Annotated in this window: 23 protein-coding genes; 12 read left to right on the top strand and 11 right to left on the bottom strand. The window is 34.4% G+C overall.

Going from position 1 to position 24,051, the window contains the following annotated elements:
- Positions 1-7 precede the first annotated feature (7 nt).
- The 7 genes from BUC23_RS17410 to groL all read left to right on the top strand — a co-directional run bounded on the left by BUC23_RS17410 (position 8) and on the right by groL (position 5,479).
- Positions 8-154: a hypothetical protein gene (locus BUC23_RS17410; protein WP_167365541.1), complete on the top strand. Its 147-nt coding sequence runs from the start codon at positions 8-10 to the stop codon at positions 152-154.
- 72 nt (positions 155-226) lie between these two features.
- The gene (locus BUC23_RS00795) at positions 227-1,489 is read left to right on the top strand and encodes a sigma-54 interaction domain-containing protein (protein ID WP_073203885.1); all 1,263 of its coding nucleotides are present in this window, start codon (positions 227-229) and stop codon (positions 1,487-1,489) included.
- A gap of 98 nt (positions 1,490-1,587) precedes the next feature.
- Positions 1,588-2,091: an LptE family protein gene (locus BUC23_RS00800; protein ID WP_073204767.1), complete on the top strand. Its 504-nt coding sequence runs from the start codon at positions 1,588-1,590 to the stop codon at positions 2,089-2,091.
- Positions 2,092-2,172: 81 nt separating this feature from the next.
- A complete protein-coding gene (locus tag BUC23_RS00805; protein ID WP_073203888.1) occupies positions 2,173-3,030 on the top strand; it encodes a tetratricopeptide repeat protein in 858 nt (285 codons plus the stop codon).
- Positions 3,031-3,033: 3 nt separating this feature from the next.
- Positions 3,034-3,378 (top strand): preprotein translocase subunit SecG, encoded by a 345-nt coding sequence (secG, locus tag BUC23_RS00810; protein WP_073203891.1) that lies wholly within the window; start codon positions 3,034-3,036, stop codon positions 3,376-3,378.
- A gap of 136 nt (positions 3,379-3,514) precedes the next feature.
- Complete coding sequence (locus BUC23_RS00815; protein ID WP_035670228.1) at positions 3,515-3,790, top strand: co-chaperone GroES; 276 nt, start codon at positions 3,515-3,517, stop codon at positions 3,788-3,790.
- Positions 3,791-3,850: 60 nt separating this feature from the next.
- Positions 3,851-5,479 (top strand): chaperonin GroEL, encoded by a 1,629-nt coding sequence (gene groL / locus BUC23_RS00820; protein WP_073203893.1) that lies wholly within the window; start codon positions 3,851-3,853, stop codon positions 5,477-5,479.
- A gap of 74 nt (positions 5,480-5,553) precedes the next feature.
- Here the strand turns inward: groL and BUC23_RS00825 are convergent, their stop codons facing one another.
- From BUC23_RS00825 to xrtF, 8 genes are all read right to left on the bottom strand, one after another.
- Positions 5,554-6,234: a DedA family protein gene (locus tag BUC23_RS00825; RefSeq protein ID WP_073203895.1), complete on the bottom strand. Its 681-nt coding sequence runs from the start codon at positions 6,232-6,234 to the stop codon at positions 5,554-5,556.
- 186 nt (positions 6,235-6,420) lie between these two features.
- The gene (locus BUC23_RS00830; RefSeq protein ID WP_073203897.1) at positions 6,421-6,762 is read right to left on the bottom strand and encodes a heavy-metal-associated domain-containing protein; all 342 of its coding nucleotides are present in this window, start codon (positions 6,760-6,762) and stop codon (positions 6,421-6,423) included.
- 41 nt (positions 6,763-6,803) lie between these two features.
- Positions 6,804-8,813 (bottom strand): TonB-dependent receptor plug domain-containing protein, encoded by a 2,010-nt coding sequence (locus BUC23_RS00835; protein WP_073203900.1) that lies wholly within the window; start codon positions 8,811-8,813, stop codon positions 6,804-6,806.
- Positions 8,814-8,886: 73 nt separating this feature from the next.
- Positions 8,887-9,285 (bottom strand): HYC_CC_PP family protein, encoded by a 399-nt coding sequence (locus BUC23_RS00840; RefSeq protein WP_073203903.1) that lies wholly within the window; start codon positions 9,283-9,285, stop codon positions 8,887-8,889.
- Between the two features lie 53 nt (positions 9,286-9,338).
- Positions 9,339-10,694 carry an MBL fold metallo-hydrolase gene (locus tag BUC23_RS00845; RefSeq protein ID WP_073203906.1) on the bottom strand — a complete coding sequence of 452 codons (1,356 nt, stop codon included), beginning with the start codon at positions 10,692-10,694 and terminating at the stop codon, positions 9,339-9,341.
- A 42-nt stretch (positions 10,695-10,736) separates the two neighbouring features.
- Positions 10,737-11,567: an ATP cone domain-containing protein gene (locus BUC23_RS00850; RefSeq protein WP_073203909.1), complete on the bottom strand. Its 831-nt coding sequence runs from the start codon at positions 11,565-11,567 to the stop codon at positions 10,737-10,739.
- Positions 11,568-11,627: 60 nt separating this feature from the next.
- Complete coding sequence (locus BUC23_RS00855; RefSeq protein ID WP_073203912.1) at positions 11,628-12,068, bottom strand: exosortase F system-associated membrane protein; 441 nt, start codon at positions 12,066-12,068, stop codon at positions 11,628-11,630.
- Positions 12,049-12,600, bottom strand: coding sequence for an exosortase family protein XrtF (xrtF, locus tag BUC23_RS00860; RefSeq protein ID WP_341868406.1), 552 nt, complete (start codon positions 12,598-12,600; stop codon positions 12,049-12,051). Before xrtF ends, BUC23_RS00855 begins: the two co-directional genes overlap by 20 nt.
- A 70-nt stretch (positions 12,601-12,670) precedes the next feature.
- Here xrtF and BUC23_RS00865 point away from each other — a divergent pair, with 70 nt between their 5' ends.
- From BUC23_RS00865 to rpe, 5 genes are all read left to right on the top strand, one after another.
- The gene (locus BUC23_RS00865; RefSeq protein ID WP_073203915.1) at positions 12,671-13,132 is read left to right on the top strand and encodes a GAF domain-containing protein; all 462 of its coding nucleotides are present in this window, start codon (positions 12,671-12,673) and stop codon (positions 13,130-13,132) included.
- A gap of 128 nt (positions 13,133-13,260) precedes the next feature.
- Positions 13,261-13,527, top strand: a complete 267-nt coding sequence (gene rpsO, locus BUC23_RS00870) for a 30S ribosomal protein S15 (protein ID WP_073203920.1) — start codon at positions 13,261-13,263, stop codon at positions 13,525-13,527.
- 150 nt (positions 13,528-13,677) lie between these two features.
- The gene (locus BUC23_RS00875) at positions 13,678-15,819 is read left to right on the top strand and encodes a polyribonucleotide nucleotidyltransferase (protein WP_073203923.1); all 2,142 of its coding nucleotides are present in this window, start codon (positions 13,678-13,680) and stop codon (positions 15,817-15,819) included.
- A gap of 164 nt (positions 15,820-15,983) precedes the next feature.
- Entirely contained in the window at positions 15,984-16,847 is an 864-nt protein-coding gene (locus tag BUC23_RS00880) for a sigma-70 family RNA polymerase sigma factor (protein WP_007137700.1), read from the top strand.
- Between the two features lie 529 nt (positions 16,848-17,376).
- Positions 17,377-18,039 carry a ribulose-phosphate 3-epimerase gene (rpe, locus tag BUC23_RS00885; RefSeq protein ID WP_073204774.1) on the top strand — a complete coding sequence of 221 codons (663 nt, stop codon included), beginning with the start codon at positions 17,377-17,379 and terminating at the stop codon, positions 18,037-18,039.
- A gap of 84 nt (positions 18,040-18,123) precedes the next feature.
- Here rpe and BUC23_RS00890 read toward each other — a convergent pair whose 3' ends face one another.
- From BUC23_RS00890 to BUC23_RS00900, 3 genes are all read right to left on the bottom strand, one after another.
- Positions 18,124-19,020 carry a carbohydrate kinase family protein gene (locus tag BUC23_RS00890; RefSeq protein ID WP_073203926.1) on the bottom strand — a complete coding sequence of 299 codons (897 nt, stop codon included), beginning with the start codon at positions 19,018-19,020 and terminating at the stop codon, positions 18,124-18,126.
- A gap of 129 nt (positions 19,021-19,149) precedes the next feature.
- Positions 19,150-20,889 carry a RagB/SusD family nutrient uptake outer membrane protein gene (locus tag BUC23_RS00895; RefSeq protein ID WP_073203929.1) on the bottom strand — a complete coding sequence of 580 codons (1,740 nt, stop codon included), beginning with the start codon at positions 20,887-20,889 and terminating at the stop codon, positions 19,150-19,152.
- Positions 20,890-20,898: 9 nt separating this feature from the next.
- Positions 20,899-24,048 (bottom strand): SusC/RagA family TonB-linked outer membrane protein, encoded by a 3,150-nt coding sequence (locus BUC23_RS00900; protein WP_073203932.1) that lies wholly within the window; start codon positions 24,046-24,048, stop codon positions 20,899-20,901.
- Positions 24,049-24,051 lie beyond the last annotated feature (3 nt).

A 24,051-nucleotide genomic window follows, 5' to 3' on the forward strand; every position in this document is an offset into this window, starting at 1 on the left:
GATAAAGATGTCAAGAAAAAATATATTAATTGGTTTAGTTACTTTTATAATTGGATTTGGAGTTACATTTTTTACCATTAGAACCTATTTTCCAAAACATAAAGTTGAAAAAATAGTTCCTGCAAAAGATACACTTACAAAAGCAAAACAATAGATTATTACGAATAGATTAGGGATTGGCTAAAAATAACATTAATGAGATTGCTTCGTGCCTCGCAATGACAATATGGAATCAGTTCAAGCTATAAAACAACGATTTGAAATTATTGGGAATGACCCAAAGCTCAATCGCGCCATAGAAAAAGCCATTCAGGTTGCTCCTACTGATATTTCGGTACTGGTAGCTGGTGAAAGTGGTGTTGGTAAAGAGAATATTCCAAGAATTATTCATTCGCTTTCACATAGAAAGCATGGTAAATATATTGCCGTAAACTGCGGTGCAATTCCGGAAGGAACAATTGACAGCGAACTTTTCGGGCATGAAAAAGGTGCTTTTACAGGCGCAACCAATACCCGTGAAGGTTATTTTGAGGTGGCTGACGGTGGAACTATTTTCCTGGATGAAGTTGGTGAATTGCCTTTGACTACTCAAGTACGATTGTTACGTGTATTAGAAAATGGTGAATTCATAAAAGTAGGTTCGTCACAAGTACAAAAAACGGATGTGCGAATTGTGGCTGCAACCAATGTCAATTTATTCAATGCTATCGAAAAAGGGAAATTCCGAGAAGATTTGTATTATCGTTTGAGCACGGTAGACATCACTTTGCCTCCATTGCGAGAACGAAAAGAAGACATTCATTTGTTATTTAGAAAATTCGCCTCAGATTTTGCGCATAAATATAAAATGCCTCCTATACGATTAGAAGAAAGTGCTGTTCTGGTTTTGCAAAAATTCCGTTGGAGTGGTAATATTCGACAGTTGAGAAACGTCGCGGAACAAATTTCGGTTTTGGAAACAAATCGCGAAATATCGGCAGTAACTTTACAATCTTACTTGCCTGCTGAAGGAAGTAATTTGCCATCGGTAATCAAAGACAAGAAAAGCGACAGCGACTTTAGTAACGAAAGAGAAATTTTATACAAAGTCCTTTTTGATATGAAAAGTGACTTGCATGACTTGAAAAAACTTACTTTAGAATTAATGGAAAACGGCAGTTCTAAAGTTCAGGAAACCAATAAAAACTTAATTACAAAAATATACGGCTCTAAAGAGAATGACAGCGAAATAGATTTTGAAGAAGAACCAAGAACCGCTTTGATTGCAGCTCAAAATAAAGAAGAACGTTATCAAGAAAATGACGACAACAACTATTTATTTGCAGAAACTGTCGAAGAGGAAGAAGAAATATTGAGATTAGAGCAGAAAGAAATTGAAATGATCAAAAAATCATTGGAAAAAAATAAAGGAAAACGAAAAGCCGCTGCTGATGAATTGGGGATTTCCGAAAGAACATTGTATCGAAAAATAAAACAATTTGATTTGTAGTTTTTGTAGATAAAGCAAAAACTTTACTTATTTGATTGAAAATGAATATATTTGAACCGAGCGTTAGCGAACTGGCGAGGCAATTTTTAAAACAGAAAATGAAACACATAAAACTTATTCTTCTTGCAATAATTATATTCAGCATCAATAGCTGCTCTGTTTATAACTTTACTGGAACTGGAAAAATTGATGCAAAAACCTTTCAAGTCAATTTTTTTCAGAATAATGCTGAACTGATTGAGCCAGGAATAGACCGAACATTTACTCTTGCTTTACAAGACATAATTCAGAATCAAACCAATTTGAATTTGGTTAAAAACGGTGCTGATTTAACTTATGAAGGAGAAATTGTAGATTACAGAATAAGTCCAATGACGGCAACAGCCGACCAAAAAGCGGCACAAAACCGTTTAAAAATAAGAGTAAATGTTCGATTTACCAATAAAAATAAAGAAGTCGATAATTTTGAAAAAACATTTGAGTTTTATTATGATTATCCTGCGGAACAACAATTGGTAGGATCTACATTAAACAATGCTTTGAAAGAAATTTTTGAAAGAATAACTCAAGATATTTTTAATGAATCTCTTGCTAAATGGTAAATGAGGTGTTGATTCGGTAATTTGTTAATTCGGTTAAGCGGAGAACAAATAAACGAATAACCAAATAAACGAATAATCTTTATGAATGTAACCGATTATAATTATCTAATTAACAGGCCAAATGCAATCAATGAGAAGCAGACGGCAGCATTGGAGAAAGTACTGGATCAATTTCCTTATTTTCAAAGTGCCAGAGCGTTAACATTAAAAGGACTTTACAACCTAAATAGTTTCAAATATAATTACGCACTTAAAGTTACGGCAGCGCATACGACAGACAGAACCGTTTTGTTTGATTTTATAACATCAGACACTTTTACTGCCATCCAAAAAGATTTTTACGACAAAAAAACAATTGAACTCCACAATATCAATGTGATCGATAGTGAAATAATTATTCACGAAGAAAAATTGGAGCACAAAACAAATACTTTAGAACAATCAATTCTTACCTCTATAAAGGAAGCTTTACCATTAGATTCTGATGATACTACCAAAATATTTGAAGAAAAATTAGCTATTGGTCAACCTTTGGATTTCTCTGTAAATGAAAAACATTCCTTCCAAGAATGGTTGCAATTATCCAGAACACTGCCAATTGATAGAGAAACTGAAAATACGATTAGTGCTAAAACGTTACCAATAGACGAGAATAAAAAGAAAAAAGCGGAGCTAATTGACAAGTTTATAGAAACCAGTCCAAAGATTCCGCCTGTCAAGCACGGCGTAACATCTACAGTGACTTTCGACCTAAATAAAGATGACAATACATACTTGATGACGGAAACTTTAGCACGAGTATACTTGGAACAAAAAAAATATCTAAAAGCGATACAAGCTTATCAAATATTAATTTTGAAATATCCAGAAAAAAGTAGTTTCTTTGCAGACCGTATCTCAGATATTAAGATTTTACAACAAAATAATTATAACAATTAAACAATGAGCACATTTTCAATTTTTTTAGTTTTAATAACAATCGTTTGTTTCCTATTAGTCGTAGTAATAATGGTTCAAAACCCTAAAGGTGGTGGATTATCTTCTACAGTAGGTGGCTCTCAAATGTTAGGTGGTGTACAAAAAACAACTGATTTTTTAGACAAAAGTACCTGGACACTTGCTACTATTTTAATTGTATTGATACTTCTTTCAAGCTTAAGCTTTACAGGAGCATTAAGTGATAATGATTCAAAAATTATTGAGCCAACAGAAACTACCGCACCAACAACTGCTGCACCAACTTCTCCAGTTCAAAACACACCTGCTGCGACAAATCCAGCAAAATAAAATATTACCCCTTATTCTAAATGCCAGCCTGTCAAAGCTGGCATTTTTTATAAGAAAATATGTCAGTTTAAATAGGTTGGCATAATTTCTGAAATCCTATAAGCAATCGTAAAAAAAATAATTAAAAAATAAAATCATGGCTTTAAACATTAAACCACTTTCAGACAGAGTTCTTATCGAACCAGTTGCTGCTGAAACCAAAACTGCGTCAGGGATTTTTATTCCGGATACCGCCAAAGAGAAACCACAAAAAGGAACTGTAGTTGCTGTAGGAAATGGCACAAAAGATCATACCATGACAGTTAAAATTGGAGATTCAGTTCTTTATGGGAAATATGCTGGTACGGAATTGAAACTGGAAGGAAAAGATTATTTGATAATGAGAGAAGATGATATTTTAGCGATAATCTAATAAAATATCAAGTCTGAAGAATTAAGTAGTAAGATAATTTAAAAGTTTAAATAAAAAGAAATGGCAAAAGATATAAAATTTGATATAGAAGCACGTGACGGATTAAAACGTGGTGTTGATGCATTAGCTAATGCTGTAAAAGTAACACTTGGACCAAAAGGTCGAAATGTAATTATTGGTAAATCTTTCGGAGGTCCAACAGTTACTAAAGATGGCGTTACCGTTGCAAAAGAAATAGAATTAAAAGATCCATTAGAAAACATGGGTGCTCAAATGGTTAAAGAAGTTGCTTCTAAAACTAATGATTTAGCCGGTGATGGAACTACAACTGCAACTGTTTTGGCTCAAGCTATCGTAAAAGAAGGTTTGAAAAACGTTGCTGCAGGAGCAAATCCAATGGATTTGAAACGCGGTATTGACAAAGCGGTTGAAGCTATTGTTGCTGATTTGGCTAAACAAGCTAAAGTAGTAGGAAGCGATTCTGAGAAAATCAAACAAATTGCTTCAATATCAGCTAATAATGATGAAGTAATTGGTGAACTAATCGCTGCTGCTTTCGCAAAAGTTGGAAAAGAAGGAGTTATTACTGTTGAAGAAGCCAAAGGAACTGATACTTATGTAGATGTTGTGGAAGGAATGCAATTTGACAGAGGATATCTTTCTCCTTACTTTGTTACCAATCCAGAAAAAATGGAAGTGGAATTGGAAAATCCATACATCCTTTTGTATGATAAAAAAGTTTCTTCTTTAAAAGAATTGTTACCCGTTCTTGAGCCAGTTGCTCAATCCGGAAAACCATTATTAATTATTGCTGAAGATGTTGATGGTGAAGCATTATCTACATTGGTGGTAAATAAATTACGTGGAGCTTTGAAAATCGCTGCTGTAAAAGCACCTGGTTTTGGAGACAGAAGAAAAGCAATGTTAGAAGATATTGCCATCTTAACTGGAGGAACAGTAATCTCAGAAGAACGAGGTTATACTTTAGAGAACACAACTATCGAAATGTTAGGAACTGCTAAAAAAGTGACCATCGACAAAGATAACACTACTATTGTAAGCGGTGCTGGTGAAGCTGATATGATCAAAAATCGTGTCAACCAAATCAAAGGTCAAATGGAAGCTACAACTTCTGATTATGACAAAGAAAAATTACAGGAACGTTTGGCTAAATTAGCTGGTGGAGTTGCTGTTCTTTATGTAGGAGCTGCTTCAGAAGTAGAAATGAAAGAGAAAAAAGACAGAGTTGACGATGCACTTCATGCTACTCGTGCTGCTGTTGAAGAAGGAATTGTTGCTGGTGGAGGTGTAGCGCTATTAAGAGCAAAACTTGTGCTTAGCACTATCAAAGCGGACAATGCTGACGAAGCTACAGGAATTCAAATTGTATCTCGTGCAGTAGAATCTCCTTTGAGAACTATTGTTGAAAATGCAGGTCTTGAAGGTTCAGTTGTTGTTGCAAAAGTAGCTGAAGGAAAAGGTGATTTTGGATACAATGCCAAAACAGACGAATATGTAGATATGCTTAAAGCAGGTATTATTGACCCTAAAAAAGTAACGCGTGTAGCTTTAGAAAATGCAGCATCAGTTGCAGGTATGATCTTGACTACTGAATGTGCTTTGATTGACATTAAAGAAGATAATGGTGGCGGAAACCCAATGGGTGGAGGTATGCCAGGAATGATGTAATTCATTCCCTTTTTAAAACAAAAAACTCCGTTTCTTAATTGAAACGGAGTTTTTTTGTTAATAGTAATGATTGATTATTTTATATGTACTCTTTTCTTCAAAAGCTTAAATAAAACTGGAACAGTAGTTATAAGTACAATAATTATTATAATGTATTCTATATGTTCTTTCAAATCAATTCCAAAATTTTCCAAAAAGACACCATATAAATAATGCCCGGAAAAAATTAAAATAAAAGACCATAGAAAAGAACTTAAAACATTAAAGAACATAAATTTACTCTTATCCATGGATACAATTCCAGCAACGATGGGCGCAAAGGTTCTGAAAATCGGTAAAAAACGCGCAAATATTATTGCTTTCCCTCCATACTTTTCAAAGAAATCTTTCGACTGCAATAGGTATTTTTTCTTGAACCAAAAAGTATCTTCTTTTTTAAATAAATAATACCCGCTTTTTGCTCCAAACCAATAACCAACAGTGTTACCCACAATTCCTGCAGCAGCAACCAACAACGACAATAAAGTAACATTAATAAAATCGCTTTCTATCGTAATCATATTTTGGATCAAATCTTTACTGTAAATTCCTGCAAGGAAAAGCAAACTGTCTCCGGGAAGAAAAAAACCGGCAAAAAGACCAGTTTCAGCAAAAATTATAAATAAAACTATATACAAACCTATTTGAACTCCTCCTATTTGAAGGTTGATATAAAATTCCGGATTAAGTAATTGCGTCCAATCAAAATTATTCATAAAAACGATTTGTAATTAAATTTATTGGTCGTGAAAGTAAGAATAATTTAGCTCAACCGCAATATATTGCTTGACTTTAAAGTTTAATTAACGCTTGAAAGCATTCATACATCCCTATAAATACAATTTAAATCTTATCATTTAAACAAAAGTAAAAACCCAAAGTTTTCACTTTGGGCTTCAAAATTATTTTCGTTCATAGAGGCAACAAGTATGAAGACTTTGATAATCTTCGTTTGTGGCTTTCACTTCATCCGTATCATGTCCTACTTTGGCAATCGCTTTTTTCACATCTAATGGAGATGTTTTTTCTTCGTTAAGTATCAAGCTCAACTGATGCGTTTCTATATCCCAAATTGCTGATTTCACTCCAGACACTGAATAAGCCGCTTTTTGAATTCTTTTCTTGCATTGCTCGCAATTACCATTAACTTCAGTGACATATTTAGCATTTTTATTCTTCTTTTCTTGTGCCTGAGCAGCAAATCCAAGAAAACTTACCATTAGTATTAAAATTATATTTTTCATTTTTAAAGTTTTTATTTTTATTGATAATTTACACGCTACTCTTATTTTATTTTAAACCGTAATCCTGCATAATACATTTGTCCAAAAACCGGCGCATATACAATTGACGCATCAAAAGTGGAGCCAAAAGGATTCTCACTGCCAAGAATAGCCTTTTCCTGAGTGTAATTTCCAATATTTTCTCCTCCAATATATACTTCAAACGTTGAAGAGAAAGTTTTTGTAATCTGAGCATTCATCAAAGAATATGATTTTGAAAATTCAGGCAATCTGTCATCTATTGGATTTGAAGCGGTATTGGGCAATTGTTGTTGACCAATCCAATTGAACGTGTAATCGAATTTCCATTGCTTTCCATTTTCACCTATGTGCGTTTCATACTCTAAATTACCAAAAAAACGATGTTTGGCTTGTAATGGTTTTTGGTAATTTCCGGAAATATAATCAGTTCTTACATCATAAAATTTATAGGCTGAGCGCAAATTAAAATGACTGAAAATCTCATAATTAAATTCCAGTTGTAAACTATTGGCAACGGATTTTCCATTCAAGTTATAGAACAAAACTTGCTGAGGACTCTGCATCACATCAACTACTGCCTGATTCTTAAAATCAGTCCTGTAGAAATCAATACCTACATCGGCACTTTTACCGAAGAGTGAAAATTTTTGTGCAAAGCTCAAACCGTAATTCCATGCAATTTCAGGATTCAAGCCATAAATTTTTCCATTAGTATCTAAAATATCAAAAGTTCTCGAGCTGACAAAAAGAGGCTGATTTTCGGCAAAAATATTTGCTGAACGTTTCCCTCTTCCCGCCGAAAATCGCAGAACTCCTTTTTCCCAAGGATTGTATCGAACATGTAATCGTGGCGTCAAAAATGTACCTAAGCGATTATGATTATCGATTCTTCCGCCAAGAATCACACTAAAATTATCGGCGTTGTCGTAAGTATATTCAAAAAAGGCGCCGACTGAATTATCAATTCTGCTGTAATCATTCACGCTAACGAACTCTTGGTACTTATCGTAAGTGAAGTTCAAACCTGCAGCAAATTTATTCATTGTATTATTAATAATCGAATTAAAAATCAAGTTCGAATAATAACTGCTTTGCTTAATATTATATTGGTTTAAACCAAAGTAAGACTGTTGATCATGACTGTTAAAAGCGTTTTGAAAACCGATACTTTGATAAGGCATATCTTTAAAAACATATCCAATTTTTGTTGAAACATCCAATCGCTCCGTATTAATTTCAGAACCCCAGTAATTGGTTGTTCCTTTGTCTATTTCTGGATTGAAATTCAATTCTCCCGTTTGCTTTTTATCATTCATATATCTGAAATTGATAAAACTCACCCAACCTTTTTCGGCATTATAATACTGATATCTATTGAGGATATTGATTTGTTTTGCCAAGGGATTATCAAGGAAACCATCATCATTCATGTCGAGTTTCGCTACTCGTGCATTGCCGTGTAGAAACAAGCTACTGCTCCACTTATCAGAAAGTTTAGTATTGAAATGGGTATTCAATTCAAAACGGGAATCTGTCGAACCGTAAACATTTAAGAAGAACGGAATATCGTTCAAAGGTTTTAACAATTCCGTGTTAATTTGACCCGAAATACTTTCGTAGCCATTGACCACACTCCCCGCGCCTTTTGTGATTTGGATACTTTCAACCCAGGTTCCAGGAGTAAACGACAAACCGTACGCTTGAGAGGCGCCCCGGACAGACGGTACATTTTCTTCGGTTATCATTAAATATGGACTAGTTAGCCCAAGCATTTTGATTTGCTTTGTTCCTGTCAAAGCATCCGAAAAATTGACATCTATAGAAGGGTTTGTCTCAAAACTTTCGGCAAGATTACAACAAGCAGCTTTAAGCAATTCTTTGCTTGTTATTAAGGTTGTGTTTCCTGTTACCGTGAAAGATTTTTGAATTCCTTTTCGTTTTTGGACAACTTTTACCTCCTGTAGATTTTCTTGAGAAAAGACGGGAATCGAAAGAAAAATCATAACAAAAAGCGTTATTATTTTTTGCATAATACAATATTTTAATGTTTATAAAAAGTAGATTCAAGTCACAAGAAGTGATTTGACTTTTAAAACATTAAAATCAAGCGTAGAAAATATATTGGCTGTACAACTTAAAAAGTGGCGGCGCATTAGCATCGCAAAAATAAGGAGCCGTTTGATTGTTTTTGAAATTTTCATTAGAAGAAAAAACAATCGTTTGCCATTGCTGAATGAGAAAAGGAAATTGAGGATTGAAAGAAAACGCTTTAATGGTTGCGTTATCCGATTTTTTTTGAAAATTAACGACTTTGTCTTTACAACAACTATCCTTTTTGGCAACGATTTTTTCGCAACATCCTTTTTCTGTTGATTGAGAGACTGTATTCAAAGAAACTGATGCAATTTCTTTTCCACAATAATGCACATTAAAAGCCAATCCTACATTGGAAACCAATAGTAGAAAGGCCAAAAATAAACTGGTGCATTTTTTAATACTCATGATGCAAAATTAGTTAATAAAGGGACTCTTAAAACCAAAAATACTGTTAAAAATCACAATTCAAATTCTTGTCCCATCAAAGGAATTTTACAATCAAAATGATATCTTTCATTTATTTTTATACGTAGCTCATCCAGTGGTATGTTTTCACCATGAACTAAAAATACCTTAATAGGTTTATTTTCTAAAGCCGAAAGCCAGTTAAGCAAATCCCTTTGATCTCCGTGAGCTGACAAACTTTCTATTTCAAGAATATTTGCCAATACCGGATAATATTTACCATGAATTTTAATTTCTTTGGCTCCTTCTAACAATTTTCTACCACGAGTTCCTTCTGCTTGAAAACCAATAATTATTACAGTGGTTTCCGGCAAACCTATATATCGTTCTAAATAACTCAGCACTCTCCCCCCTGTAATCATTCCACTAGCGGCAATAACCACTTTGGGCTGTTTGTCAAATATAGTTGCAATCGTTTCCTGATAATCTGTAATCATTGAAAACATTTTACACATAGCAATATATTCGTGCTCTGGTAATTTATGCCACTTTCTATTATTTTCAAAAATATCCAGAACACTTATTCCCATTGGCGTGTCAATGATATAAGGAATATTTGGAATTCTACCTTCTTCTTTGAGTTGCCATAATAAATACATTACTGTTTGCGCGCGCTCTACAGCAAAACTAGGAATAATGATTGTTCCGCCTTTTGCAACCGTATTGTTAATGTACATTTCCAGTTCCGCTTTGACATCTGTATCAGGATGAAGACGATCGCCATATGTACTTTCCAGAAATATATAATCGCCTCTCTTTGGTTTTGTTGGTGGGTACATTAACACATCGTTATCACGGCCAATGTCTCCAGAAAAAACTAAGATTTTATTTTCAAGTTGTAATTCAATGGTACAGGCTCCCAAGATGTGTCCTGCATTAGAGTAAACTGCAGTAATTTCAGCATCCAATGGTAAAGCTTCATTTGTTTTAATAACTCTGAAATGCGGAAAAACTTTTTCAGCTTGTGCTACGGTATATAGTGGCTGGGCTATTTCGTGTTTAGAAAATTTTCCTTTATTGGCTGTGCTCGCCTCCTCTTCCTGAATTTTGGCACTATCCAAAAGGATTAGTTTTGTTATCTCTTTTGTTGGACTTGTGCAATAAATTTTCCCCTTAAAACCTTGATCGACTAATCTGGGTAACCAGCCACAGTGGTCCAAATGTCCATGAGTCAACAAAACAAAATCTATTGTTGAAGGCAAAATGGGCAATGGTTCCCAATTCAGCTCTCGTAAAGGCTTAATGCCCTGAAATTGTCCACAGTCTATCAAAATTCTAACGCCATTGCTTTCGATTAATGTTTTCGAACCCGTAACAGTCCCGGCTCCGCCAATAAATTTGACTTTCATTTTTCCCGATTTAAAAATTAAACAAATTAGCAATCTTTATTGTTAAATGTACCTACATAATTCAGAGGCTTCTTTCAAAACATTTTTTATGCGATTTGAGCTCAATCCAATTTTTTCTAATGAATCCGAATTGTTTATTATTTCTTTGACCAAAATCACATCCAATATCAATAATTTATCCTTCTCAGCGAGGGTTAAAGTGGTCAAACAAGTCACCGGATAAAGATTACCGGTGTCATTTTTTGTTTTTAAATTATTATTTGGGGGATAGTTCCAACTTAACAAATTCAGTCCTGAACACTTTGCAAAATCAACAGCATCAGACGTAAATCGATTATTAGTGACTATCCAACACCCTAAAACAGCATCTTTCTGTGTGAAAATCGGATGATGTCTGTCTTTAATATCATTGTACCGAGACAAGATATACATAGGAACTTTTACATCCGTTGCGGCATCTCTTCCCACATGATACTTACATTCCACCATAGAAATAATCTCATTTTTTTTTATTAAAACATCTATTTCATGAGATACACATTTTCCAAACAAGGTTAAATTAGTCACAGTCGTATAATCCTCTGAGTCAAAAATCCTGGCAATATATTTTTCAAAGAAAAAACCTGCGGGACCTAATAACCGAATTGCCTCTCTTAAATTGTAACGGGCTGCATGAGAATTTGCCGTTTTTTTTAATAATGCAAAGGCCATTTTGTAAATTTCTTTGGTCGAAATTCCCTCGTAAACCTGTTTTTGAATAGATTTTAGAATGCTCTCAACCACACTGCTACTTGCCCCAGATTTTAATAATGAAGTTTTAAGTTTATTAGGATTAAACTCTACAATATCACCGGAATGCTTGACTATCTTCATACTTATATTTATTTGACAATAAACAAATTAGGTATAATAAAGATAACCAAAAAAGACTTCTTATTTTTGTTTTTGATAATAAAAAGCAGGAACAAACAAAATAACAAAAATGGGCTGAATAAGAAATCTGCGAACATAAAAAAGCGCTAAATTATTGTGTCCGTTAACGTAGTAGATTATGAAGAAAAAAGAAATAATTAAAAGCATAAAGAAAAAATAATACAAAACCAGAGCAAATTTGACCATTTGAACATCTTTGAAAAGAACATAGATAATCCCTAATGACAGAACGGTATTCATAGTGAAACGGAACAGCAGTCCAAAAAATAATTGAAACGGAATAAAATTAGGCAAGGGTAAATTAGCAAAATCATTTTTGAAATAATCCAAAAAAGGGTCATAAAACAATATATCTTCAAAAGCTCGGATAAGAATTAACAATCCGACCAAGAAAAGAAATTGCGCTAATCTAATTTTATTACTAAGTATTTTTTGAAGCATATTTTGAAAATTTACGTACCCATATTACCCACAAAATAAAAACCACTCCATAAATAAACAACGGAAAAAGTACTCCGTGTAAAAACTTCTCCTGTTTTTGAAAATAAAACATCAGCACACATAACAATGCTATTCGAATCACATTTAAAACATAAATAAGCAGGCTTCCGCCAAAAATAAAAAGTAAGGTAGGCTTTAGCTTTCCAGAAAAAGACACCACAAAAGAAACAAACAAAATAATCACACTGACCGCATTACAACCCTCAATAATTCGAGCAACATACTTTTGATTAAAAATCAACTTAATAAAGGAATGCGATTGATTCTCCTCAATTGAAAAATCAAAACCAAAAAAATGCAACAATTGACTTGTATTCGTAGCCACCATTCTAGTTATGGAGTCCAGTTTATTTTCCCCAAAGCTATTTAGATATTCTTGATAAAGAACAGTCATTACTATGTATGTAAAAAAAAAGGTAGTCAGAAAAAGCAAAAAAGGTTTGTAGAGAATAAAATATTTTTTCAAAATCAATTTTTTAACAAATTTATATAATTTTCCAAACCTGCTTTAAATTACTTTTGTATAAATATAAATAAAAACCATGACATTTCAAGAATTACAACCAAAAGTAACCGAAATTACAACAAATACAATTCTTTCAAGAGACGAAAAGCTTTTAACTATTTGCCAACTTTTGAGCGGCTCTATTGAGTACTACAATTGGGTAGGATTTTATTTTGCTAATCAGGAAACCAAAACTTTACATCTGGGACCATATGTAGGGGCAGAAACAGACCATACTGTAATTCCTTTTGGAAAAGGTATTTGTGGACAAGTAGCTGTTTCTAATGAGAACTTTGTAGTTCCGGACGTTTCGGCGCAAGACAATTATATCGCCTGCAGTTTTACAGTAAAATCAGAAATCGTAGTCCCTCTTTTTGTAAATGGAGAAAATATTGGGCAAATTGATATTGATAGTCACGTTATTGATCCATTTACCGAAGCTGACGAAAAATTTTTAGAATTTGTAAATCAAGAAATCGCAAAATTATTTACAGTATAATACACTGAAAATTAAATTCTTAAAGCTTAGACAAATTTTCTCTTGCCTTTTTAAAAATAAAGATTATCTTTGCACCCGTCTTACAATGGATGTATGACATACATAAAAATCATTAAACAAATATTGGAATGTATTTAACTAAAGAGATTAAAGAAGAAATTTTCGCTAAACACGGAGATGTTACAAACACTGGAAAATCAGAAAGTCAAATTGCTTTGTTCACTTTCAGAATTAGCCACTTAACTGAGCACTTGAAAAAAAATCGTCACGATTATAACACAGAGCGTTCATTAGTATTGCTAGTTGGAAAAAGAAGATCTTTGTTGGATTACTTGAAGAAAACAGAAATCAACAGATATCGTGAGATTATCAAAGTATTGAATATCAGAAAATAATCAATACAAAAGAGGTGCGAAAGTGCCTCTTTTTGTTTTTATATACAATAATAAAAAAAGTTTGGTTTTTCATTGGGTTTTAGGCATTAACTACGCAAAACAACAACTACAACACAACTAGAACCCATGTTTAACTAAAAAATTAAATTTATGATTCCACAATTATTTGTAGAAAGTATCGATTTAGGTGATGGCAGAAACATCACAATCGAGACGGGTCGTTTAGCCAAACAAGCGGATGGATCTGTAGTAGTAAGAATAGGTAAAACTGTTATTTTAGGGACAGTTGTATCCTCAAGAAAAGCAAGTCCAGGTATCGATTTTCTTCCGCTTACGGTAGATTATCGTGAAAAATTTGCTGCAGCGGGACGTTTCCCAGGTGGTTTCTTTAAGAGAGAAGCAAGACCAAGTGATAACGAAGTATTAACAATGCGTTTAGTTGACCGTGTTTTACGTCCACTTTTTCCAGATGATTACCATGCAGAAGTTCAGGTAATGATCCAATTAATGTCTCATGACGAAGACGTAATGCCAGATGCATTAGCAGGTTTAGCAGCTTCAGCAGCTTTAGCTTTGTCTGATATCCCATTTGAAACATTAATCTCTGAAGCTAGAGTTGGTAGAGTTGACGGAAAATTCATTATCAATCCAAGTCGTGCTCAATTAGAATTGTCAGACATCGATATGATGATTGGAGCTTCTATGGATTCTATCGCAATGGTAGAAGGTGAGATGAAAGAAATTTCAGAAGCAGAAATGCTTGAAGCAATAAAATTTGCTCACGAACATATCAAAAATCAAATTTCTGCTCAACTACGCTTACAAGCTGCTTTTGGAAAAAAAGAAACTCGTACTTACGAAGGAGAGAGAGAAGACGAAGCAATTTACGCTAAAGTAAAAGCCGCATCTTACGATATGTGTTACGCTATCGCAAAACAAGGTACAGCAAAACAAGAAAGAACAGCTCAATTTGCAGCAGTAAAAGAAGAAGTAAAAGCGTTATTTACAGAAGAAGAATTGGCTGAAAATGGCGATTTAGTTTCTAAATACTTTTACAAAGCTAACAAAGAAGCAGTTCGTAATGTAACACTAGATTTAGGAACACGTTTAGACGGAAGAAAAACTACCGAAATCAGACCAATCTGGTGTGAAGTAGATTACTTACCATCTGTACACGGATCTGCATTGTTTACACGTGGAGAAACTCAAGCATTGGCAACAGCCACTTTAGGAACCTCTAGAGAAGCAAACCAAATTGACTCTCCATCTCAACAAGGTGAAGAGCGTTTCTACTTACACTATAACTTCCCTCCTTTCTCAACTGGTGAAGCTCGTCCTTTAAGAGGAACTTCAAGAAGAGAAGTTGGTCACGGAAACTTAGCGCAAAGAGCTTTAAAAAACATGATTCCTTCTGATTGTCCTTATACAATTCGTGTAGTTTCTGAAGTTTTAGAATCTAACGGTTCTTCTTCTATGGCAACAGTTTGTGCTGGAACATTAGCACTTATGGATGCTGGTATACAAATGATTCGTCCAGTATCTGGGATTGCAATGGGATTAATTACTGACGGAGAACGTTTTGCAGTATTGTCTGATATTCTTGGTGACGAAGATCACTTAGGCGATATGGACTTTAAAGTAACTGGAACTTCTGAAGGAATTACAGCTTGTCAAATGGACATCAAGATTGACGGATTGAAATATGAGATTATGGAAGCAGCATTGGCGCAAGCTCGTGACGGTCGTTTACATATTCTTGGTAAATTAATTGAAACTTTGGCATCGCCTAAAGAAGATGTCAAAGCGTATGCTCCAAAAATTATTACAAGAAGAATTCCTAATGCATTTATTGGTGCGTTGATTGGACCTGGTGGAAAAGTGATTCAAGAATTACAAAAAACAACAGGAACAACAATTGTTATCAATGAAGACCCAACTACTGAAGAAGGTGTTATTGAAATCTTAGGAACAGATCCTGCTGGAATTGAAGCAGTATTGGCTAAAATCAAGTCAATCACTTTCAAACCACAAATGAATGAAGCCTATGATGTGAAAGTAATCAAAATGCTTGATTTTGGTGCAGTAGTTGAATACCTAGAAGCTCCTGGAAATGAAGTATTACTTCACGTATCTGAGCTTGCATGGGAACGCACAGAAAATGTTTCTGATGTTGTGAAAATGGGCGATGTTTTTCAAGTGAAATACTTAGGTATGGATCCAAAAACAAGAAAAGAAAAAGTGTCAAGAAAAGCACTTTTGCCAAGACCTCCACGTGAGGAAAGAAAAGAGTAATCAGATCTTAGTTTACTAAAGGTTTATTTATAGAAAACCCCAATTCATTTATTTGAATTGGGGTTTTTCGCTTTTAATAAAATTATTTTCAAAACAATTGTAACTTTTTTGAAACCCCATACGTATAACCATTTGTACACTTAAAAAATTGAGGAGACAAAAACATGAGACAACTTAAAATCACCAAGCAGGTTACGAATCGTGAAACTGCATCATTAGACAAATATTTACAAGAAATTGGAAAAGTTGACCTTATTACCGCTGACGAAGAAGTAGAATTAGCACAAAAGATTAAAGCCGGAGATCAAAAAGCCCTGGAAAAATTGACAAAAGCCAATTTACGTTTCGTAGTTTCGGTAGCAAAACAATACCAAAATCAAGGACTTACACTTCCTGATTTAATTAACGAAGGAAATTTAGGATTGATAAAAGCAGCACAACGTTTTGATGAAACACGTGGTTTCAAATTCATCTCGTATGCAGTTTGGTGGATTCGTCAATCTATATTACAAGCTTTGGCTGAACAATCTCGTATCGTTCGTTTGCCTTTGAACAAAATTGGTTCTATTAATAAAATCAACAAAATGTACGCTTTACTAGAGCAATCTAACGAGCGTCCACCATCTGCTGAGGAAATTGCTAAAGAGCTTGACATGACGGTAAATGACGTGAAAGAGAGCATGAAAAACTCTGGTCGTCACTTATCAATGGATGCACCTCTTGTTGAAGGAGAAGATTCAAACCTTTACGACGTTTTACGTTCAGGTGAATCTCCTAATCCAGACAGAGAATTAATCCACGAATCATTGCGTACCGAAATCGAGCGTTCATTGGAAACACTTACTCCAAGAGAAGCTGATGTAGTTCGTTTGTACTTTGGTCTTGGCGATCAACACCCAATGACATTAGAGGAAATCGGAGAAACTTTCGACCTGACTCGTGAGCGTGTACGTCAAATCAAGGAAAAAGCAATCCGCAGATTAAAACACACTTCTAGAAGTAAAATACTAAAAACATACCTTGGATAATATCCAAAATAAATTTCAAATCCCAATCTTTTGGGATTTGAAATTTTACAGTAAACAACAGTTTGATTGACTGTTCGTTTTTTGATTGATGATTGAAACTCCGGCTGATTACCGGAGTTTTGTTTTTTCAGCAAAACTCCGGTCAGTTCGAGCTACGCTCTCGGGTTTCCGGAGTTTTATTTTTTAATCTGAATTCATTTCAGATTCTCTCACTTTCTGAATTCATTTCAGATTCTCTCACCTATCTCCACTTTAAAATCATTTTGGGCGTAACCCTCCGTAAAAACTTCGGGTCGGGCTTTCGGCTTTATCTCTCCGTTGCACTTCGAGGATATCACCTCAAATGAAATTCACTGAACACATATAAAAACAAACCCCTAGTGAAGTAATCCCTTACGCAAATCGCAGGAACAACTCACGAACTGAATTTATAAAAAACTTTCCCATTTGTTCTAAAAAAACTACTTTTGCACAAACAACACAAACTGTAAAGATGCACTGCAATGCATCTTTACATAACAACTACACAATGAAGAATACACTTATCGCACCATCAGTGCTTGCTGCCGATTTCGCCAACTTACAACGTGACATCGAAATGATCAACAACAGTGAGGCCGACTGGTTTCATATTGACATCATGGATGGCGTTTTTGTTCCAAACATTTCTTATGGAATGCCCGTTTTGGAAGCTATTACAAGACATGCTAAAAAAACAGTCGACGTTCATTTAATGATTATTGATCCGGACCGTTATATCAAAACTTTTGCTGAATTAGGCGCTAATATTCTAAGTGTACACTATGAAGCTTGCACACATCTTCACAGAACGCTGCAAGCGATAAAAGCAGAAGGAATGAAAGCTGGAGTTGCCATTAACCCACATACCAATATTGATTTGTTAGAAGACGTAATTAATGATATTGATTTGGTTTGTATAATGAGTGTGAATCCAGGTTTTGGAGGACAATCGTTTATTGAAAACACCTACGCAAAAGTTAAAAAGTTAAAAGATTTAATCAATAGAAAAGAGGCAACTACACTTATAGAAGTTGACGGCGGAGTCACTAATAAAAATGCAAAACAACTTGTTGAAGCAGGAGCTGATGTTCTTGTAGCTGGAAGTTTTGTTTTTAAGGCAGAAAACCCAACAGAAATTATTGCCGATTTGAAGAAATTGACTTCTTATTAGTATCCATACTATTTTGCATAAAAAAGCCAAAGACATTGCTCCTTTGGCTTTTTTTATACTTAATTTTATGCTTAAACTGTTTTGTTAAAGCTTCATGAATTTACTTATTTCCTTTTCGGAAATTTTAGGATTAGCTCCTTCATGTCCTGCGACTAAAGCCCCAACAGCACAAGCATAATTCAACGATTTTTGTGGTGATTTCCCTCTAAGCAATTTGACTATCAGGGAGGCTAAGAAAGAATCTCCAGCACCTACAGTGTCAACCACTTTTATAAAATAACCACTGTTGTAATAAAATTTACCATTGTAATACAAAACGGCTCCAAATGCCCCTTTTGTTACGCAAACATGCTTTGTATTTGTCTTTTCAGCGATAAATTTAATATTCTGCTCAAAAGAATTATACGGTGATTCCAATTGCTGACTTATTTCATATAATTCTTCATCATTAAGTTTAATGAAATCAGCTTTTAACATTAATTCATAAAGGATGTCTGCAGTATAATACGGAGCTCTTAGATTTGCATCCAAAACCTTATATTTAGCTTTATCCAAAAGGGCATACAGAGTAGATCTGGAAACTTCATCACGACATATTAAACTCCCAAAAACAAAAGCATCTGATTCCGAAACTTTTTCATCCATTTCTTTAGTAGGTGTAATTTTATCCCAAGAAGACGGGTAATGAATATCATAAGAAGCATTTCCCTTTTCGTTAATCATTACATTAACCACACCTGTTTTATAATCTTCTCCTATTTGAATAGCATCCGAACTCACATCCTGATCATTTATAAAAGATATAATTTCGTTCCCATCTTCGTCTGCACCTACACGACTTATAATCGTTGTTTCTGCCCCCAAAGAATTCATTCGAAGCGCAACATTCAATGGCGCTCCTCCAATTTTTTTATGAGTTGGAAAAAGATCCCATAAAACCTCTCCAAAGCTAACTACACTAAGCGTATATTTTGTATTCATAATAAAACTTATTAAAAAATTAAGAATAAGTACAAAACCGACCTATTCAATAAAACATTTAAAAGTTAAAGGCAAGAACATATCTTGCCTTTAACACAATTTATACAAACACCAAAACAAATTTAATCCTTAATATCCAGGATTTTGTTTGTATAACCCTCCTGTAAAATCAATTTCTCTTTGAGGTATCGGATAATACTCGTCTCTACCTGCCGTAAACTTAGCATTTGAAAGGAAATCTCTTTTAGTTTTTTCAACATTAAGGTAAGCATTCAAAACAGGCTCAGCTTTGCCCCATCTTACTAAATCAAAGAATCTTGGTCCTTCCATACCAAATTCTAAACGTCTTTCAAACATTAACGCCTTCATTGCGTAGTCTTTTGAAGGGAAAGAAGCGTACGGTTGAACTTTATATACATTTGAAGCTCCTGCCGCTAAAGTCATTGCAGTACTGGCTGCAGCTCTTGCTCTAATTTGATTAATTATTGGCAATGCTTCAGCAAATCTGTTTAACTGTATTAATGCTTCGGCTTTGAATAATAAAACATCCGAATAACGTATAAAATCAACATTCTTTGAAGTCCCAATAAATGGTCCGTTCTTCACATAGCAAGAACAGTCAGGAGATTGTTGCTCTTTCATATTTCCAAAATATCCATAAACTCCTGGATCTCTAGCCCAACTCAATTTGTAGACCATATCACCTGAATTTTTTAGCGTGTTTTTATATTTAAATGGTCTTCCTGGCACACCAACAGTATGATCAATTCTTGGATCTAAAGTAACTCCAGCTGCTAGTGGAGCATCACCATTGGTTATTGCATTAAAAATATCTGAATTATTGAAAGTATCTAGTAATGGTAAGCCATTAGCATCAGTTCTAAATGCATTCACCATATTTTGGCTTGCCATATGAAAGCCACAACATCCGTATAGAGGCGTTCCATGAGGAGAGTTTAATCCTGTAACAAAACTTACTCTTCCTGTATTGGTTCCGTCATTGATAGAGAATTGTACAGCCCAAATAGATTCTGAACCATTATCATGACCATCTAAAAAATTATTTCCAAAGTCAGGCTCTAAACTTCCTGTCACTTTATCAGCATAATCTATTACTTTTTGTAATTTTGCTGCATCTATACTAGTTACTTGATGCGCATCATTTTGCTTATATGCCTGATATAAACTTAATTTTGCAAGATAAGCAGCGGCAGCATTTTTATCAGCTCTACCAACCTGATCCTGACTTTGTTGTAAATTATCAAATGCAAATTGAAAATCAGCTGCAATTTTGTCCCATAAAGCATCACTTGACAAATCATTTGACGTTTTTAATATGTCTTCTTGAGTAAGCTCTTCTGTGATATAAGGAACTTTATTAAACAATAACTTTAGCATAAAATGAGAATGCGCTCTTAAAAAACGCAATTCTGCTTGTCTCACTTTTTTTAATGGATAATCCGCATCCGGAATTGCATTAATAACAGACAAGGCAAAGTTGGCTCTAGAAATTGCTTTATAATGATTTGTCCACGTTCTAGGTAACATCCAGTCACCGTAATCTGCAATAGTTGTATTGTATTGTTCATAACGGTCAATTACATCAACATCGCCACGACCTCCACCTCCTTTATAGGCATCATCAGATCGTACACTTCCGTAAACCCATTGGTTTGTTATTGGGCCTACCATTTCGTCATTCCCAATTGCAGCATAGGCCGCATTTACAAGTGCTTCTGCATTTGCAGCTGTTGCCACATTTCCAGAAGACAATACACCTGTTGGTTCATAATCTAAAAAATCGGAGCTACATGATGTCAAGAATAAAATTGACAAGCAAAGAGTAACTATATTATTATATTTCTTCATGATAATTAATTAAAAATTAAAGTTTACACCTAATGAGAATGTAGTTGGTACTGGTATTCTATTAACATCTGTTCGTTCTGGATCGGAACCAATATATCCTTTTGGAGTAAACCAAAATAAATTTTCTCCTTGAGCATATATTCTACAACTTGTGATGAATCCTGATTTTTGAACTAACTTATCTGATAATGAATACCCAATTTGCATATTTCTAAGTTTGAAATAAGAATTATTTCTTAAGATATAATCTGACATCTGAGAGTCATTGTTTGCTAATGAAAGAGAAGGCACCTCAGTATTTGTATTTGTTGGTGTCCAAGCATTCAATGTTCCAGGGCCAGCATTGTCTCTTCCTTGAACAAAATTATTCCAAAAAATATACGGATCAACCCCAACTCTACCGGCTACACCAGAACCAAAAATGGAGAAATCAATATTTTTATAAGCCAAACTAATATTAATACCGTATTCTAATTTTGGAAGAGTTGTACCAATAAAAGTTCTATCATCTGAATTAATCACATTATCTCCATTGATATCAACAAATTTAATACCTCCCAATCGAGAACCTATTTGAGCAGCATGCGCATCTATTTCAGCTTGATTTTGAAATAATCCTTCTGTTTTATATCCAAAAACTTCGAATTGTGAATGCCCTATTATCGAATTCGCTGAAGTTCCTGGATAAGCTGCTCTTACCTCTTCTGGCAAATCTGTGATTTTATTTTTAGTCGCACCAAAATTTGTGGTAACATTAAAAGACAATCCATTATCTAATTTATCTGCATATCCTACTGTAAGTTCCCAACCTTTATTGGCAGTCGAAGCACCATTTACAAAACGTTGCTGACCTTCTCCAACAGCAGATGCAACTGGTGGTCTAATCAAAATTCCTACTGTCTTTCTTGAGAAATAATCAAAGGAACCTGATAATTTGTTTTCGAAAAAACCAAAATCCAAACCTACATTAACCTCTTTGGTAGTTTCCCATTTTAACCCTGAATTCGCAGCTTGTATGGATACAAAACCAGAAGGTAAATTTCCTGTGTTAGTTCCATTCAAATCATACGCAGTTCCAACATTATAATAAATATTGAAAAAATCTGGATAGTATACATTTTGATTAGGACCGTATCTAGCTTCGTATAAACCAAAACGGGCATTATCACCAATTGATTGATTTCCTACTTCTCCATAACCAGCACGTAGCTTCAAGTTTGAAACTGCTGTTACATTTTTAAGGAATTGTTCATTATTGATTCTCCATCCTGCAGTAACCGCTGGAAAAATACCATATCTATTGTCTTGACCAAATCTTGATGAACCATCTCTACGAATAGTGAATGAAGCTAAATATCGGTCAGAGAAAGCATAGTTAAATTTTCCAAACTGAGAAAGTAGTCTACTTCCAGTTGAAATTCCATTGTTTGTTCTAGCTCCAGTAGCCGCAGATAGTGTAAAATAAGATTCTGATTCAACCGCGAATCCCTCAGCGCGAGCATACAAAGTATTCAAATCCGTTTTGGTTGATTCAGTTCCTATAAGGATTCCAAATTTATGTTCAGAAATATTAAGATTATAATTTAAAGTATTTGAAATTGTTAAACTAGAATACTTATTAGTATCAAAAGTTAAACTATTATTACTTCTATTAACAAATCCATTTTTCACAATTGGTTCAATGTCTTTCCTGCTGAAATCATTAAAATCCATCCCAATACTATTTCTAAAGGTTAGCCCTTTTAAAATGTCAATTTCAGTAAAAACATTACCGTACAAAGCCATTTTTTTGCTATTATCCCATCTGTTCAAATATTGCATTAGTAAAGGGTTGTTTCTATCTGAATAACCAGAACCCAATGGCCCAGCATAATCACCAGATGCAGTGTAAACTGGAATCGTTGGTGCAAGGGTTATTGCTAAACCTGGTGTTGGTGCGTTTCCAACATCATTGGCAGCAGCTCTTTCATTTGACTGTGTAAATTGTGAATTAACACCAAATCTTACTTTGTCATTGAACAACTTGAAATTGGCATTAAGTCTTGCTGAATATCTCTCATAATTAGTATATTTTAGCATACCAGAATTATCTAAATACCCCATGTTCAATACCGCATTTGCTTTTTCAGATCCACCAGATACAGATAAATCATTATTGATAAGAAGCCCTGTTTTGTATACAGTATCTTGCCAATCTGTATCTCCTGCGGGAACATTAGTATCTCCGCCTACATATGGCTTTACACTTACACTATTCAATATTGGATTGTTAAAATCATTATTCCAATCAAAATTATAGATTTCTCCATATCCACCAGATGGACTTGCGCCATCGTTAACAGATGCTTGCCATAAAACTTTTCCTCTATCTAAAGCATTTAGCATTTTGTATCGTTGTTTTTTCTCTGAAAGAACAGAAACGTTTGTGCTGTAAGATACTTTTGTTACTCCACCTTTTGCTGCATTTTTAGTAGTAACAATAATAACTCCATTGGCAGCTCTGGACCCATAAATAGAGGAAGCCGAAGCATCTTTTAAAACTTGAATGGATGCAATCGCACTTGGACTCAAACTAGCAAAAACCTCAGGTCTTGTTGTAGGAACCCCATCGATAACATACAATGGATCTGTATTACCAAGTGTACTTACACCTCTAATTAATATTCTGCTATTTGCCCCACTTGGATCTCCTGATTTCTCTATAGTCAAACCAGCAACCCTTCCTTGCAGAGCTTGCATAGCATTTCCAGAACTCATGGTTTGCCCAGTAATAGGTTTCAGTTCTACTACCGTAACTGCACCGGTTAAATCGGCTTTTTTCTCTTTACCATAACCCGTTACAACAACCTCTTGCAGTTTTAAAGACTCTGCTTTTAATGCAATTTTTAAAGTGGTTTGTCCATTAAGCTTAACAGACTGAGATTCATATCCAGTATAACTAAATATTAAAGTTGCATTTTTGTCTACATTGCTTATCGAAAACTGACCGTCGAGATCAGTTGAAGTTCCAATTTTAGTTCCAGAAACCAGTACTGACGCACCAGGAAGAGACATTCCGTCTTCGGAAGAAGTTACCACTCCTTTGATTCCTATATTTTGGGCCGATACAGAAAAAAACGACCCCATCAGGATTAAGTAAAGAATAATTTTGTGTTTCATAAT

The organism is Flavobacterium xinjiangense (assembly GCF_900142885.1).
GTDB lineage: Bacteria > Bacteroidota > Bacteroidia > Flavobacteriales > Flavobacteriaceae > Flavobacterium > Flavobacterium xinjiangense.